Below are 14,627 nucleotides of genomic sequence, written 5' to 3'. Positions count from 1 at the left end.
TTATTGTCTGATCATGAACAGGACGATTCCAAAAAGAATCATCAAGATGATGGCGAACGTGTCTTTCCACTGCCAGTCCAGCACACGGTAGTTTGTACGCCCCTCTTCACCCTGATATCCTCTTACTTCCATCGCCATTGCCATTTCTTCAGCCCGCTTAAATGCAGATATGAATAAGGGGATGAATACAGGTGTCAGTGCATTGAGCCGGGACTTGAGACTGCCCGTCATGAACGTGGATCCTCTTGCACTTTGGGCTTTGATGATTTTTTCAGTCTCATCCATCAGTGTCGGTATAAATCTCAGGCTGATGGACATCATCATCGCAATTTCATGTACAGGCACTTTGATGGCTTTGAGCGGCCTGCAGATGCGTTCTATCGCATCTGTCAGAGATAAAGGGCTCGTCGTCAGGGTGAGCAGTGTCGTAATGAGTATGAGCATCGCAAGACGTATCGTGATGTATATTCCTCGGATGACCCCTTCCGATTCTATCGTGAACCACCCCGCATCAATCAGCACCGTTCCCCCTTTCGTAAAGAAGAGGTGCATCATGAAAGTAAAGACGATCAGCAGTAATATCAATTTCAAACCATTGAATAAAAACACCAGCGACAGCCCTGCGAGTTTGGTCAGACTCAATACAAAAAGCACAAGCAGCAAATATCCTGTCCAATGGTTCGCAAAGAACACAATAATCATGAACAGGAAGACAGCAATGATTTTTGCTCTTGGATCGAACCTGTGGACCATACTGTTTCCCGGGATATAACGTCCGAGCAGCATCTTACTCAGCATATCCATCCCTCCACTTCATGTAGAGATTTATGAATTCTTCCCTGTTCTTTGGTATTTTCGGAAATTCAATCCCTTTTTTCCCAAGATCAGAAGTGAGTCTGACTATATCAGGAACCTCAAGGTCATATTTCTGCAGGAGTCCCGCATCTGTAAGGATTTCCTCTGTTCTGCCGGAGCGGATCAGATTGCCCTGGTTCAGAAGCTTCACTTCATCCGTATACTCATAAACGTCATTCATGTCATGGGTGACGAGTATTACCGTAATCCCCATTTCTTTTTGGATCTTCTGGAACAGCTGCATCGTTTCTATATGACTCAGCGGATCAAGCCCCGCCGTGGGTTCGTCCAAAATGAGTACTTCAGGCTCCATTGCCAGAATCCCTGCAATGGCCACTTTCCTCATCTGTCCTCCTGAGAGGTCAAACGGCGGAATATCAAACAATGCCCTGTCGACATTGAGCAGTTTTAAATAGTACTCTGCCTTCTCCCGTGCCGTCTCTTCATCCATGCCTATATTTTTCGGACCGAACATCACATCTTTGATTACAGATTCCTCAAAAAGCTGGTGCTCCGGAAACTGAAAAACCATACCGACACGTTTCTTTACCAGATGGATGATCCGCTGTTTTGTTTTACGCCTCAGCGTAATATCCCCAATGTGCACTTCACCGTAGCTCGGCAATAAAAGCCCGTTCAGGTTCTGGATCATCGTCGATTTCCCGCTGCCTGTATGACCGATGATTCCATAATAGGTACCTTCTTTAAATTCTGTTGTTATATTGTTCAGTGCCAGGTGTTCAAAAGGCGTGTTCTCATGATAGATGCTCGTCAGTTTTTCCAATTGGATATTCATAGACGTTCCACCAACTCATCATATGACATATAACAACCATCAAGCAGCCGGTCTGCCAAGGAAATTGTAAATGGCAGGACGAGCCGGCTCGATACGAGCGCATCCGTATCCTGATAGATTTCTTCCACAGTGCCCTCATTGATCACCCGGCCGTCCTTCATAACCACAGCATGATCACTGACACCGATTTCGGCAAGGTCATGTGTAATGTAAATCAATGTAGTCAGTTTCTCCCGGTGGATTTCCCGAAGAATCTCAAGCACTTCTCTTCTGCCCTGCGGGTCAAGCATTGATGTTGCTTCATCCAGAATGAGGAGATCCGGCTGCATTGCAAGTGCACCTGCGATTGCCACGCGTTGTTTTTGTCCGCCTGACAATCTTGATGGTTCATGGGTGCGGTATTCAAGCATGTTTACTGAACGGAGCGCTTCTTCCACCCTGTTCACCATTTCATCTCTGCCAACGCCATTGTTCTCCAGACCGAACGCAACATCATCTTCCACCGTGGCACCGACAAACTGGTTATCCGGATTTTGAAAAACTATCGCGAAACGTTTTCTGATATCCGGGAGATTCTCTTCAGTCATCACTTCTCCGTCTACTTTGATTTCACCTTCGTATCCTTCCAGCACACCCATCAGAATTTTCACGAGCGTACTCTTGCCGGAACCGTTATGCCCTATGACCGAAGTCCATTCGCCCTGCCGGAAATTCAGGGAGATATGATCCAATGCGTTATGGTTTCCTGTCCTGTAGCTGTATGTGACATCGTTGAATTCTATCATATCTCCACCACCTGCCTAAATTTATGTAATAAAAAAGCGCGTACCCTGCATTCGGAGTCGCGCGATTATTCAAGTATTACCTGCAGGGTACGATGAGCTAGACAGTATGGCCCGAAGGCCGTACCATCGTAACACTCAGTCTGCTTTTATAGATTATGCTTCTTCTGAAGTAGTTACAGCGCCTTGCATGAATTCGATGATTACGAGTTCAGCACCGTCCCCACGACGTTCTCCAAGTTTCTTGATGCTTGTATATCCACCTTGACGATCTTCAAATCGCGGAGCGATATCATCGAAGAGCTTTTGGAGAGCATGTTGAGTCGTTCCATCTTCATTAGTGATTTCAACGTTACGTACTGTTTGACCTGCACGGCGTTTCGCAGCAAGATCTCCACGTTTACCAAGTGTAACGAGTTTATCAACAATTTTACGAAGTTCCTTCGCTCTTGTTTCAGTTGTAGTAATACGCTCACTTACGATAAGTGAAGTAGCCAAGTCACGCAGCATCGCTTTTCTTTGGTCAGATGTACGTCCGAGTTTTCTGTAGCCCATTGAAATTTACCTCCTTTATCAATCTTCTTTACGAAGCCCCAAACCGAGGTCTTCAAGTTTGAATTTGACTTCTTCAAGAGACTTGCGTCCCAGATTTCTTACTTTCATCATGTCAGCTTCTGACTTGTCAGTGAGTTCCTGTACAGAGTTGATTCCTGCACGTTTGAGACAGTTATAAGAACGTACTGATAGATCCAGTTCCTCGATTGACATCTCAAGAACTTTTTCTTTCTGATCTTCTTCTTTTTCTATCATGATTTCAGCACTTTGTGCTTCATCAGTAAGACCGACAAAGATATTCAGATGTTCAGTCATAATCTTAGCAGCCAGCGATACACCTTCCTGTGGAGTGATGGAACCATCTGTCCAGACATCCAAAGTGAGCTTATCGAAGTTGGTCATCTGTCCAACACGGGTGTTCTCGACTGTATAGTTCACCTGTTCGATTGGTGTATAGATTGAATCCACTGGAATCACGCCTATAGCCAAATCGCTCTTGTTGTTGCCTTCAGCCAGAGTGTAACCTCTGCCGCGGTTGGCAATCATACGGATTTTAAGCTGTCCGCCTTTGGACACAGTAGCAATTTTAAGGTCACGGTTCAAAATCTCGACATCACTGTCGTGAGTAATATCCGCAGCCGTCACTACACCGTCACCGTTTATATCTATCTCAAGTGTTTTTTCCTCTTCAGAATAGATTTTCAGTGCAAGCTTTTTAATGTTAGTAACGATTGTTGTTACATCTTCAACAACATTTTCTATTGTTGAAAATTCATGCAGTACATTTTCTATTTCTATCGTTTTGACAGCCGCACCAGGTAATGAAGATAACAGAATGCGACGTAAGGAGTTCCCAAGTGTTGTTCCATAGCCTCTTTCCAGAGGTTCAACAACAAACTTACCAAACTTAGAATCTTCCGATACTTCAACTGTTTCAATTCTAGGTTTTTCGATTTCTATCATTTGTTTACTTTTCCTCCCTTTAAACGCCGGAAATATTATGCAACCATGTGTTTACATTACATGAATAGCGTTCCTGTGACCAGCAATTATACGCGGCGACGTTTAGGTGGACGGCAGCCATTGTGTGGTACAGGAGTTACATCTCTGATTGCTGTAATTTCCAAACCTGCAGATTGGAGCGCACGGATAGCTGCTTCACGACCTGCTCCAGGTCCTTTTACTGTAACTTCAACAGTTTTGAGGCCATGTTCCATAGCTGCTTTTGAAGCTGTTTCAGAAGCCATTTGTGCAGCGAAAGGTGTTGATTTCTTGGAACCTTTAAAGCCGAGTGCACCTGCTGATGACCAAGACAATGCATTACCAAAATCATCTGTGATTGTTACGATTGTATTGTTGAATGTTGAACGGATATGAGCCACACCGGATTCAATATTCTTTTTCACTTTACGTTTACGTGTTTGTTGTCTACGAGCCATTGTTTCTCCTCCTTTTCCCTAATTATTTTTTCTTATTCGCAACTGTTTTAACTGGACCTTTACGGGTACGGGCATTGTTTTTTGTCTTTTGTCCACGAACCGGCAGTCCACGACGGTGACGAATACCTCTGTAAGATGCGATTTCCATCAAACGTTTGACGTTAAGGTTCTGCTCACGGCGAAGATCACCTTCGATTTTGTAGCTGTCAACGACTTCACGGATTTTGTTTAATTCATCTTCAGTAAGATCTCTTACACGCGTGCTTTGTGAAACGCCAGCCTGTTCAAGAATCTCTTCAGATCTTGACTTACCAATTCCGTAAATATAAGTCAGTGAGATTACGACACGTTTTTCACGTGGTACGTCTACTCCTGCAATACGAGCCATATTATTACACCTCCGTTTAAAATTTTAGCCTTGTTTCTGTTTGTGCTTAGGGTTCTCACAAATTACCATAACTTTACCTTTTCTGCGGATGACTTTGCATTTTTCACAGATCGGTTTTACTGATGGTCTTACTTTCATGTGTATTACCTCCTTAGAATATGGAGTCCATTATTTGAAACGATAAGTGATCCTGCCCCGAGTCAGATCATACGGTGACATTTCAACTGTTACTTTATCGCCAGGAAGAATACGTATATAGTTCATACGGATTTTACCTGAAACATGAGCGAGTATCTCATGTCCATTCTCAAGTTCAACTTTGAACATTGCATTCGGTAAAGTATCAAGTACAGTACCTTCCAGTTCAATAACATCCTGTTTACTCATTATAAATTCCCCCTTTACAGTCTTCTAATCCCTGTTAGAAATTCACTTCAGGTGAAGTTTGGGCATACACTTAACGTTAAATATTGAACCCGGATATTTTTCGTAGTGAGACGAGTGCATTCACCCAAAGTGTCTGAAGAGGTGAATATCCTTATAAGTTCTGCAAAATTTCATCAATATCTTTGAACACTTCATCAATATCACGGGATCCATCAACATTGGCCAGCACACCCTGGTTCTCATAGAAATCAAGTAGAGGTGCTGTTTGCTTAATGTTCACTTCAAGACGATTTGCTACTGTTTCAGGATTATCGTCTTCTCTTTGATACAGTTTTCCACCATCCAGGTCACAAACACCTTCCTGTTTAGGGGGATTGAACACAAGATGGTAAGTCGTTCCGCAAACTTCACAGATGCGGCGACCGGTCAGACGGTTCATCAGCTCTTCTTCAGGCACTTCTACGTTAATCGTTTTGTCGATTTTCGTATCAAGTTCTTCCATGATATTGTTCAGAGCTTCAGCCTGCTCCACTGTGCGGGGAAAGCCATCCAACAGGAAGCCATCCTTCGCATCACTTTGGCTCAGACGTTCTTTAACGATACCGACTGTCACTTCATCCGGAACCAGCTCGCCTCTGTCCATATAGGATTTGGCTTCATTACCGAGTTCTGTACCATTCTTGATTGCAAGACGGAACATATCTCCGGTTGAAATATGAGGGATCGGGTATTTCTTTATAATTTGAGAAGCTTGTGTACCTTTGCCGGCACCAGGAAGCCCCATTAATATAATATTCATACGCTTTTCCTCCTACCTACGTTTTCTGAAACCGCGGTATTCTCTTTGGTTTGCCTGTGCTTCCAATTGTTTCATAGTCTCCAAAGCAACACCGATAACAATCAGTAAGCTTGTACCTCCAATTTGAATCGCCTGCGGCAGATCCATAAACTTCGTGATAAGAAGCGGCAAGATGGAAATCCCTGCTAAGAACAGTGAACCTACGAATACAAGCCGGTACAGCACAGATGTGATGTAGTCCTGAGTATTTTTCCCTGGACGTATTCCAGGCACATAGCTCCCCTGTTTCTTAAGGTTATCTGCCATCTTTTCAGGATTGACCTGAACGAATGAGTAGAAGTACGTAAATGCTATGATCAGCACAACATAGAAAATCATGCCAAACCAATCTGACGGATCAGCAAATCTCGCCACTGTCTGTGCCCAGTTCTGATCAGGGAAAAATAATGTCAGTGTTTGCGGAAGCATGAAAAATGCCATTGCAAAAATCACCGGTATTACCCCTGCCGGGTTAACTTTCAGAGGCAGGAACGTCGATTGTGGTGCCAAGTTGGATGAAGTTCTCTGGCGTTTTGCATATTGGACCGGGATTTTACGTACAGCCTGCAGAATGAACACGGCGAATGCCGTAATCAGTAACAGGAATACAAAAAGTGCCACCATCTGCAAAATAGCCATAGTCGTATCATCAGCACCAACAAATCTTTGCTGGTAAAGCTGGATAATTGCGTTTGGAATCACACCAAGGATACCTGCAAATATGAGGATGGAGATACCGTTGCCCACACCATGTGTAGTAATCAGTTCACCCAGCCACATCAGGAATGCAGTACCTGTAGTAAGTACAAGTGCAATTAACAGATATGATCCGATGCTGTTATCGTCGATCAGCATGCCTTCGAACATTTGGTTGAACGCAAAGGACATACCGATTGATTGAATAAAAGCAAGGATGATAGTGAAGTAACGAGTGAATTGGCTCAGCTTTCGACGACCAACTTCTCCCTGTCTCGCCCATTCAGCAAACTTCGGTACGACATCCATCTGAAGGAGCTGGACAACGATCGATGCTGTAATGTAGGGCATGATACCCATGGCAAGAATCGAGAAGTTCATCAATGCTCCACCACCAAAGGTGTTCATCAGATCAAGGACGCCCTGCTGACCGCCTCCCATTTCGAACACGCTGGGATCCACGCCGGGAACCGGTATATACGTGCCGATTTTGAAGATGATCAGCATTGACAAAGTAAAGAGAATCTTACTGCGAATCTCTTTGATTCTGAAGAAATTGGAGATCGTGCCAATCATTAGATCACCTCGTAGCTTCCGCCCTGTTCCTCAATTGCTTTAGCAGCTGAAGCAGAAAACTTATGAGCTTTAATTGTTAATTTTTTCTCAAGAGCACCATTGCCTAAGACTTTGATACCAGATTTTTCATTTTTAACAATGCCATTTTCTTTCAGCAGAGCTGGAGTAACTTCAGCGCCGTCTTCGAAACGGTTAAGATCGCTAAGGTTTACAACAGCGTATTCTTTACGGTTGATGTTCGTGAATCCGCGTTTAGGAATTCTACGGAATAGTGGAAGTTGTCCACCTTCGAATGTCAGACCAACGCCACCGCCGGAACGTGAATTCTGTCCATCGTGTCCACGGCCGGATGTTTTACCGTTACCGGAAGACATACCACGTCCAACACGGTTGCGATTTTTACGAGCGCCTTCTACCGGCTTCATCTCATGTAATTTCATCTTCGCACCTCCTATTTTATAATATCATTAAATTTCTTCGACTGTAACCAAGTGGCTGACTTTTGCAACCTGTCCTCTGATCTGAGGTGTATCTTCATGCTCTACAGTCGAATTGGTTTTCTTCAATCCGAGTGAAGCAATTGTTTTCCTCTGAGTTTCAGGCTTGCCGATCAAGCTTTTTTTGAGGGTAATTTTAATTTTTGCCATATCTGTGTTTCCCTCCTTAGTTTTGTATCTCTTCTACTGATTTGCCACGCAATTTAGCGACCTCTTCTGCACTTTTCAGTTCAGTAAGACCTGTTATTGTTGCGCGCACAACGTTGATTGGAGTATTCGCACCGAGTGATTTACTCAGAATGTCTGTTACACCTGCAAGTTCAAGTACCGCACGAACCGGTCCACCAGCGATAACACCTGTACCAGGAGCGGCTGGTTTCATGAATACTCTGCCGGAGCTGAATCGTCCAATGATTTCATGTGGAACAGTACCGTCTACCAATGGTACTTCGATAAGATCTTTTTTAGCAGCTTCGATAGCTTTTTTGATTGCCTCAGGTACCTCTTGGGCTTTACCTGAACCGAACCCTACGCGGCCTTTTTTGTCGCCAACTACAACGAGTGCGGAAAAGCGGAATTTACGTCCACCTTTTACAACTTTAGCGATACGGTTAATCGTAACCACACGCTCTTCGAATTCCTGTACTTTCTCTTCTCTACGAGCCATAAATGAATTTCCCTCCTTCGATTAGAATTGCAGACCGTTTTCACGTGCAGCTTCTGCCAATGCTTTAACACGTCCGTGATAGAGATAGCCTCCACGGTCAAATACTACATTTTCTACTTTTTTATCTTTAGCACGTTTTGCTATGAGCGCGCCTACTTCAGCAGCAGCATCTATGTTGGATCCGAGTTCACCTTTGAAATCAGGATCTTTTGTAGAAGCACTTGCCAATGTAACCTGCTGGCTGTCATCAATCACTTGTGCATAAATGTGCTGGTTGGAACGATAGACGTTCAAACGTGGTCTTTCGGCTGTGCCGGAAAGCTTATTACGCACTCGTTGATGTCTTTTTTGACGCACTTTATTCTTGTCAATTTTAGCGATCATTGAAGTTCACTCCTCACTTTATTTATTATTTACCAGTTTTTCCTTCTTTACGACGAACGAGTTCATCTTTGTAACGGATACCTTTTCCTTTATATGGTTCAGGTGGACGTACGGCACGGATTTTTGAAGCGAGCGCTCCAACATACTCCTTGTTGATGCCTTCGATTTTAACATTCGTGTTACCATCCACTGAAATGGAAAGGTCCTCGGAAGGTTCAAATTCAACCGGGTGAGAAAGCCCAACACTCAGTACCAATTTGTTACCTTGCATTTGTGCACGGTAACCTACACCAACCAACTCAAGTTCTTTAGAGAAGCCCTGGGATACACCAACAACCATATTGTTGATGAGTGCACGAGTTGTACCATGGACGGTACGGTGATTTTTGGAATCACTTGGTCTTACAACTTCAAGTGTAGTATCTTCCAGGTTATAAGTCATTTCTTCGTTAAATGTATTCACAAGTTCACCTTTAGGACCTTTTACTGTTACAGTAGATCCGTCAATTGCGACTGTTACATCACTTGGAATTTCAATAATACGTTTACCTACACGGCTCATTAGTTTGCACCTCCTGTTAATTCATTACCAAACGTATGCGAGTACTTCCCCGCCAATATTTCTTTTACGTGCTTCTTTATCAGTAAGCACACCTTCTGATGTTGAGATAAGAGCAATTCCAAGACCGTTAAGGACTTTAGGAAGTTCTTCTCTGCGTGCGTATACTCTAAGACCAGGCTTGGAGATACGTTTCAAACCAGTGATAACTCTTTCGTTTTTGCTGCTGTATTTAAGGAATACACGGATAACGCCTTGCTTGTCATCTTCAATGTATTCTACATTTTTAACATATCCTTCTGCTTTCAGGATTTCAGCGATTTCTTTCTTGATGTTAGAAGCAGGGATTTCTAAGTTTTCATGTCTGACGATGTTCGCATTTCTGATGCGTGTCAACATGTCTGCAATTGGATCTGAGATTGTCATTTAAAGTGCCTCCTTTCAATTTATGGCGCTTACCAGCTTGCTTTTTTAACGCCAGGGATCTGACCTTTGTAAGCAAGTTCACGGAAACATATACGGCAAAGCTTGAATTTGCGAATTACTGAATGTGGTCTTCCGCATCTTTCGCAGCGTGTGTATTCTCTTACTTTGAACTTTTGTTCTTTTTGCTGTTTAGCAATCATTGATTTTTTAGCCACAATTTCGCCTCCTTATAACTTACTTTTGAAATGGCATTCCGAACTGAGTAAGCAGTTCACGAGCTTCTTCGTCTGTGTTGGCTGTCGTAACGATCACGATATCCATACCTCTGACTTTGGATACTTTATCGTAGTCAATTTCAGGGAAGATCAATTGCTCTTTTACGCCCAGTGTGTAGTTACCGCGTCCGTCAAACGCTTTTTTGGAAATACCTCTGAAGTCTCTTACACGTGGGAGGGATACTGAGATCAATTTATCCAGAAAATCGTACATTCTTTCGCCGCGGAGTGTTACTTTCGCTCCGATTGGCATACCTTCACGCAATCTGAATGTGGCGATTGATTTCTTAGCTTTTGTGATTACCGGTTTCTGACCAGTGATCGCTTCAAGTTCTTCAACTGCATTATCCAGTACTTTTGCATTCTGTACTGCATCACCAACACCCATGTTTACAACAATCTTTTCGATTTTAGGTGCTTGCATCACGGATGTATAGTTAAATTTATTAACAAGTTCATTTTTGATTTGTTCATTGTAACGTTCTTTTAAACGTGCCATTGAATGGACCTCCTTCCGCTAACTATTAGTTCTTTTCGTATTTTACAGCCGGAATTTCTTTTCCAGACTTCGCAGCTATTCTCACTTTAGTTCCGTCTTCCTTTACTTCATGACGGATACGAGTGCGTTCGCCTGTTTCAGGGTCAACGTGCATTACGTTGGATACGTGGATTGCCGCCTCTGTTTCGAGGATGCCGCCCTCAGGGTTCATTTGAGAAGGTTTAAGGTGTTTTTTGATCATGTTGACATTTTCAACAACCACACGGTCTTTTGCAGGGATTGCTTTTAGGACTGTGCCCTCTTTACCTTTATCTTTACCGCTGATTACAACGACTTTGTCTCCAGTTCTTACGTGCATGGGAATCGCACCTCCTTATTTAAATGTGGATTATAGTACTTCTGGTGCTAGTGATACGATCTTCATGAAGTTGCCTTCACGGAGTTCACGCGCCACTGGACCGAAGATACGTGTACCTCTTGGACCTTTATCATCACGGATGATTACACATGCGTTTTCGTCAAACTTGATGTAAGAACCGTCTTCGCGGCGTACGCCAGTCTTAGTTCTCACGATTACAGCTCTGACTACTTCACCTTTTTTGACAACGCCACCTGGCGTTGCATTTTTTACAGTAGCAACGATTACATCACCGATATTCGCTGTTTTACGGCCTGTACCACCCAGTACTTTGATAGTAAGCACTTCACGTGCACCTGAGTTATCTGCCACTTTTAAGCGGGATTCCTGTTGAATCATGCGAATGGACCTCCTTTACCTTCAATTGTTTAGATGAGCACTGATTCTTCAACAATTTCCACTAGACGGAAACGTTTAGTTGCTGACAATGGACGTGTCTCCTGGATTCTTACGATGTCGCCCATTTTTGCTGAATTATTTTCATCATGCGCTTTATATTTTTTAGAATATTTAACACGTTTGCCAATGATAGGGTGTCTTTTTTGAGTTTCTACCACTACCGTAATTGTTTTGTCCATTTTGTCGGACACAACACGGCCGCGATAAAATTTGCGTTCGTTTTTACTTTCCACTGTGTGAACCTCCCTTATAAATTACTGGTTTGCTTTAGCTTCGCTGAGTTCTCTCTCGCGGATAGTTGTTTTCATTCTTGCGATAGTTTTTCTAACCTCTTTGATACGAGCAGTGTTCTCTAGCTGGCCTGTTGCTAGCTGAAAGCGTAGGTTGAAGAGTTCTTCCTTCAGTTCTTTAACGTTTGTTTCGATTTCGGAAGTTGTCAGATCACGGATTTCTTTAGCTTTCATTCGTATCACCACCTAATTCTTCACGTCTAACGATTTTTGTTTTTACAGGCAGTTTATGAGCAGCAAGACGAAGCGCCTCTTTAGCTACCTCTTCTTCTACACCTGCAACTTCGAACATAACACGGCCAGGTTTTACTACTGCGATCCAGCCTTCCACTGCACCTTTACCTGAACCCATACGTACTTCTAATGGTTTTTTAGTATATGGTGTGTGCGGGAAGATGTTAATCCATACTTTACCGCCACGTTTCATATAACGAGTCATAGCGATACGTGCTGCTTCAATTTGTCTTGAAGTGATCCATGATGTTGTTGTAGCCTGCAGTCCGTATTCACCGAATGATACTTCAGTTCCGCCTTTAGCGCGCCCTTTTGTGTCCGGACGGTGTTGACGACGGTATTTTACTCTTTTTGGTAATAGCATTTTTCAATTTCCTCCTTTACTTTTTGTCAGTTTTAACAGGAAGAACTTCTCCACGGTAGATCCATACTTTGACACCGAGTTTGCCGTATGTCGTATCTGCTTCTTCATGTGCATAATCTATGTCAGCACGAAGTGTGTGCAGTGGAACTGTTCCTTCACTGTAACCTTCAGAACGTGCGATGTCTGCGCCGCCAAGACGACCAGAAACTTGTGTTTTGATACCTTTTGCTCCAGCTTTGATTGCTCTTCCAAGCGCCTGTTTTTGAGCTCTACGGAAAGATACACGGTTTTCAAGCTGACGTGCAATACTTTCTGCTACCAATTTAGCATCCATATCCACTTTTTTAACTTCAATTACATTTATGTGTACTTTTTTGCCAGTAAGTTTGTTAAGTGCAGTACGAAGTTTGTCGATTTCGCTACCACCTTTACCAATTACCATACCTGGCTTACCTGTATGAAGTGCGATGTTCACACGGTTAGCAGCGCGTTCAATTTCCACTTTGGAAACTGCAGCGTCTTTAAGATTGTTTTCGATATATTCACGAACTTTAAGGTCTTCGTGCAAAAGATCTGCAAAGTCTTTATCTGCATACCATTTTGCTTCCCAGTCACGAATGACACCAGTACGAAGTCCAATAGGATTTATCTTCTGACCCAAATTAATTCCCTCCTTGTGGTATTATGCGTTTTCTTCCACTTTATTTTCTTCAGTTTCTTCTGTTGCTGCTTCTTCATATACAGCTTCTGAAACTACGATTGTGATGTGGCTTGTACGCTTGTTGATTTTTGTTGCGCGTCCTTGTGCACGTGGACGGAAACGTTTCAATGTCGGACCTTCGTCAGCGTATGCTTCAGATACTACCAGGTTTTCGATGTCCATGTCATAGTTATGTTCAGCGTTCGCTACGGCTGATTTGAGTACTTTCTCAACTACCGGCGAAGTTCTTTTATTAGTCAGGTTAAGAATTGCGATCGCTTCTCCAACTTCTTTACCGCGGATAAGGTCAAGGACCATTCTCGCTTTGCGGGGAGCAATTCTAACTGTTTTAGCAACTGCTTTCGCTTGCATCTTTCGTTCCTCCTTTTATACCGTCTTCAACTTATCTTCTTGTCTTTTTATCGTCATTCCCATGACCTCTGTACGTTCTTGTCGGAGCGAATTCTCCAAGTTTATGACCGACCATATCTTCTGTAACATATACCGGCACATGTTTGCGTCCGTCATATACGGCGATTGTGTTACCGATGAAGTTAGGGAAGATTGTAGAACGGCGTGACCATGTTTTGATTACACTTTTTTTGCTGCCTTCATTGTTTGCTTCAACCTTTTTCATAAGGTGTCCATCAACGAAAGGTCCTTTTTTAAGACTGCGAGCCATTTAGGCGCCTCCTTCCAATAATGCGTGCGGATTTATCATCCGCACACCTTGGTTTCTTTATTTCTTCTTATTCTTACGTTTTCTTACGATTAGTTTATCTGAACGGTTCTTGCCTCTCCGTGTTTTCTTACCGAGAGTCGGTTTGCCCCATGGTGACATAGGTGACGGACGTCCGATTGGAGCGCGGCCTTCACCACCGCCGTGCGGGTGGTCGTTAGGGTTCATTACAGAACCACGTACTGTTGGGCGCTGTCTCTTCCATCTGGAACGACCCGCTTTACCAATATTGATAAGTTCGTGCTGTTCGTTACCGACAGAACCGATTGTTGCACGGCATGTCGCAAGGATCATGCGTACTTCACCTGAGCCCAGTCTTACAAGTACATATTTGCCTTCTTTACCAAGAACCTGTGCGTTTGTGCCTGCAGACCTTACAAGCTGGCCGCCTCTTCCTGGTTTAAGTTCGATATTGTGCACTGTAGTACCAACCGGGATATCCTGAAGTGCCATTGCGTTACCTGTTTTGATATCCGCATCCGGTCCACTCATGATTTCATGTCCCACTGTTACACCTTTAGGTGCAAGGATGTAGCTCTTTTCACCGTCTGCATATACAACAAGTGCAATGTTTGCTGAACGGTTTGGATCGTATTCTATTGTTGCAACACGGCCTGGTACACCGTCTTTGATACGTTTGAAGTCAATCACACGGTATTGACGCTTATGTCCCCCACCTTTATGACGAACTGTCATTTTACCCTGATTGTTACGTCCCGCTTTTTTCGGAAGCGGCTGTAATAATGAGCGTTCCGGCGTTGTCGATGTAACTTCTGAAAAGTCGGAACCAGTCATATTACGACGAGCGTTAGTGGTCGGCTTATATTTTTTAATCGCCATCTCGTTTTACCTCCTTAATGGTAT

General features: G+C 43.4%; 28 protein-coding genes. All 28 read right to left on the bottom strand.

Translation table 11 applies throughout. The features are described 5' to 3' along the window. Window positions 1-798 carry an energy-coupling factor transporter transmembrane component T family protein gene (locus BM271_RS08175; RefSeq protein WP_046789199.1) on the bottom strand — a complete coding sequence of 266 codons (798 nt, stop codon included), beginning with the start codon at window positions 796-798 and terminating at the stop codon, window positions 1-3. Beyond that, window positions 788-1,651 carry an energy-coupling factor transporter ATPase gene (locus BM271_RS08170; protein ID WP_046789198.1) on the bottom strand — a complete coding sequence of 288 codons (864 nt, stop codon included), beginning with the start codon at window positions 1,649-1,651 and terminating at the stop codon, window positions 788-790. The genes BM271_RS08175 and BM271_RS08170 overlap by 11 nt, the downstream gene beginning before the upstream one ends. Beyond that, window positions 1,648-2,436, bottom strand: coding sequence for an energy-coupling factor transporter ATPase (locus BM271_RS08165; RefSeq protein WP_046789197.1), 789 nt, complete (start codon window positions 2,434-2,436; stop codon window positions 1,648-1,650). Before BM271_RS08165 ends, BM271_RS08170 begins: the two co-directional genes overlap by 4 nt. Window positions 2,437-2,589: 153 nt before the next feature. Continuing rightward, window positions 2,590-2,988: a 50S ribosomal protein L17 gene (gene rplQ / locus BM271_RS08160; RefSeq protein ID WP_046789196.1), complete on the bottom strand. Its 399-nt coding sequence runs from the start codon at window positions 2,986-2,988 to the stop codon at window positions 2,590-2,592. A gap of 18 nt (window positions 2,989-3,006) precedes the next feature. Beyond that, the gene (locus tag BM271_RS08155; RefSeq protein ID WP_046789195.1) at window positions 3,007-3,951 is read right to left on the bottom strand and encodes a DNA-directed RNA polymerase subunit alpha; all 945 of its coding nucleotides are present in this window, start codon (window positions 3,949-3,951) and stop codon (window positions 3,007-3,009) included. 86 nt (window positions 3,952-4,037) lie between these two features. Next, entirely contained in the window at window positions 4,038-4,427 is a 390-nt protein-coding gene (gene rpsK / locus BM271_RS08150; RefSeq protein WP_046789194.1) for a 30S ribosomal protein S11, read from the bottom strand. Between the two features lie 22 nt (window positions 4,428-4,449). Beyond that, window positions 4,450-4,815, bottom strand: a complete 366-nt coding sequence (gene rpsM / locus BM271_RS08145) for a 30S ribosomal protein S13 (protein WP_046789193.1) — start codon at window positions 4,813-4,815, stop codon at window positions 4,450-4,452. A 24-nt stretch (window positions 4,816-4,839) separates the two neighbouring features. After that, window positions 4,840-4,953 carry a 50S ribosomal protein L36 gene (gene rpmJ, locus BM271_RS08140; RefSeq protein ID WP_003156543.1) on the bottom strand — a complete coding sequence of 38 codons (114 nt, stop codon included), beginning with the start codon at window positions 4,951-4,953 and terminating at the stop codon, window positions 4,840-4,842. 30 nt (window positions 4,954-4,983) lie between these two features. Continuing rightward, on the bottom strand, window positions 4,984-5,202 hold the full coding sequence (gene infA / locus BM271_RS08135; RefSeq protein ID WP_017547668.1) for a translation initiation factor IF-1: 219 nt from the start codon (window positions 5,200-5,202) through the stop codon (window positions 4,984-4,986). Between the two features lie 151 nt (window positions 5,203-5,353). Further along, entirely contained in the window at window positions 5,354-6,001 is a 648-nt protein-coding gene (locus tag BM271_RS08130) for an adenylate kinase (protein ID WP_046789192.1), read from the bottom strand. A 12-nt stretch (window positions 6,002-6,013) separates the two neighbouring features. After that, entirely contained in the window at window positions 6,014-7,312 is a 1,299-nt protein-coding gene (gene secY, locus BM271_RS08125) for a preprotein translocase subunit SecY (protein ID WP_046789191.1), read from the bottom strand. Continuing rightward, a complete protein-coding gene (gene rplO / locus BM271_RS08120; protein ID WP_046789190.1) occupies window positions 7,312-7,752 on the bottom strand; it encodes a 50S ribosomal protein L15 in 441 nt (146 codons plus the stop codon). Before rplO ends, secY begins: the two co-directional genes overlap by 1 nt. Before the next feature lie 27 nt (window positions 7,753-7,779). Next, the gene (rpmD, locus tag BM271_RS08115) at window positions 7,780-7,959 is read right to left on the bottom strand and encodes a 50S ribosomal protein L30 (protein WP_046789189.1); all 180 of its coding nucleotides are present in this window, start codon (window positions 7,957-7,959) and stop codon (window positions 7,780-7,782) included. Window positions 7,960-7,975: 16 nt separating this feature from the next. Further along, a complete protein-coding gene (gene rpsE, locus BM271_RS08110) occupies window positions 7,976-8,476 on the bottom strand; it encodes a 30S ribosomal protein S5 (RefSeq protein WP_046789188.1) in 501 nt (166 codons plus the stop codon). A 21-nt stretch (window positions 8,477-8,497) separates the two neighbouring features. Then, window positions 8,498-8,860, bottom strand: coding sequence for a 50S ribosomal protein L18 (rplR, locus tag BM271_RS08105; protein WP_046789187.1), 363 nt, complete (start codon window positions 8,858-8,860; stop codon window positions 8,498-8,500). Between the two features lie 25 nt (window positions 8,861-8,885). After that, a complete protein-coding gene (gene rplF, locus BM271_RS08100) occupies window positions 8,886-9,422 on the bottom strand; it encodes a 50S ribosomal protein L6 (RefSeq protein WP_046789186.1) in 537 nt (178 codons plus the stop codon). Between the two features lie 24 nt (window positions 9,423-9,446). Further along, a complete protein-coding gene (gene rpsH, locus BM271_RS08095) occupies window positions 9,447-9,845 on the bottom strand; it encodes a 30S ribosomal protein S8 (RefSeq protein WP_046789185.1) in 399 nt (132 codons plus the stop codon). 29 nt (window positions 9,846-9,874) lie between these two features. After that, the gene (locus BM271_RS08090; RefSeq protein WP_017547659.1) at window positions 9,875-10,060 is read right to left on the bottom strand and encodes a type Z 30S ribosomal protein S14; all 186 of its coding nucleotides are present in this window, start codon (window positions 10,058-10,060) and stop codon (window positions 9,875-9,877) included. 19 nt (window positions 10,061-10,079) lie between these two features. Beyond that, window positions 10,080-10,619, bottom strand: a complete 540-nt coding sequence (gene rplE / locus BM271_RS08085) for a 50S ribosomal protein L5 (protein WP_046789184.1) — start codon at window positions 10,617-10,619, stop codon at window positions 10,080-10,082. Between the two features lie 25 nt (window positions 10,620-10,644). Beyond that, a complete protein-coding gene (gene rplX, locus BM271_RS08080) occupies window positions 10,645-10,977 on the bottom strand; it encodes a 50S ribosomal protein L24 (protein WP_046789183.1) in 333 nt (110 codons plus the stop codon). A gap of 30 nt (window positions 10,978-11,007) precedes the next feature. Further along, window positions 11,008-11,376: a 50S ribosomal protein L14 gene (gene rplN / locus BM271_RS08075; RefSeq protein ID WP_046789182.1), complete on the bottom strand. Its 369-nt coding sequence runs from the start codon at window positions 11,374-11,376 to the stop codon at window positions 11,008-11,010. A gap of 29 nt (window positions 11,377-11,405) precedes the next feature. After that, the gene (rpsQ, locus tag BM271_RS08070; RefSeq protein WP_074924552.1) at window positions 11,406-11,669 is read right to left on the bottom strand and encodes a 30S ribosomal protein S17; all 264 of its coding nucleotides are present in this window, start codon (window positions 11,667-11,669) and stop codon (window positions 11,406-11,408) included. Between the two features lie 21 nt (window positions 11,670-11,690). After that, on the bottom strand, window positions 11,691-11,900 hold the full coding sequence (gene rpmC / locus BM271_RS08065; RefSeq protein WP_017547654.1) for a 50S ribosomal protein L29: 210 nt from the start codon (window positions 11,898-11,900) through the stop codon (window positions 11,691-11,693). Continuing rightward, the gene (gene rplP, locus BM271_RS08060; RefSeq protein WP_046789181.1) at window positions 11,890-12,324 is read right to left on the bottom strand and encodes a 50S ribosomal protein L16; all 435 of its coding nucleotides are present in this window, start codon (window positions 12,322-12,324) and stop codon (window positions 11,890-11,892) included. Before rplP ends, rpmC begins: the two co-directional genes overlap by 11 nt. 16 nt (window positions 12,325-12,340) lie before the next feature. Then, entirely contained in the window at window positions 12,341-12,985 is a 645-nt protein-coding gene (rpsC, locus tag BM271_RS08055) for a 30S ribosomal protein S3 (RefSeq protein WP_046789180.1), read from the bottom strand. 21 nt (window positions 12,986-13,006) lie between these two features. After that, on the bottom strand, window positions 13,007-13,396 hold the full coding sequence (rplV, locus tag BM271_RS08050) for a 50S ribosomal protein L22 (protein ID WP_046789179.1): 390 nt from the start codon (window positions 13,394-13,396) through the stop codon (window positions 13,007-13,009). Between the two features lie 31 nt (window positions 13,397-13,427). Further along, a complete protein-coding gene (rpsS, locus tag BM271_RS08045) occupies window positions 13,428-13,706 on the bottom strand; it encodes a 30S ribosomal protein S19 (RefSeq protein ID WP_046789178.1) in 279 nt (92 codons plus the stop codon). 57 nt (window positions 13,707-13,763) lie between these two features. Then, window positions 13,764-14,603, bottom strand: a complete 840-nt coding sequence (gene rplB, locus BM271_RS08040; RefSeq protein ID WP_046789177.1) for a 50S ribosomal protein L2 — start codon at window positions 14,601-14,603, stop codon at window positions 13,764-13,766. Window positions 14,604-14,627 lie beyond the last annotated feature (24 nt).

Source organism: Salinicoccus halodurans, assembly GCF_900114445.1.
GTDB lineage: Bacteria > Bacillota > Bacilli > Staphylococcales > Salinicoccaceae > Salinicoccus > Salinicoccus halodurans.
The sequence above is the reverse complement of the archived record's forward strand: the minus strand, read 5'-3'. Positions and strand labels throughout refer to the sequence as shown.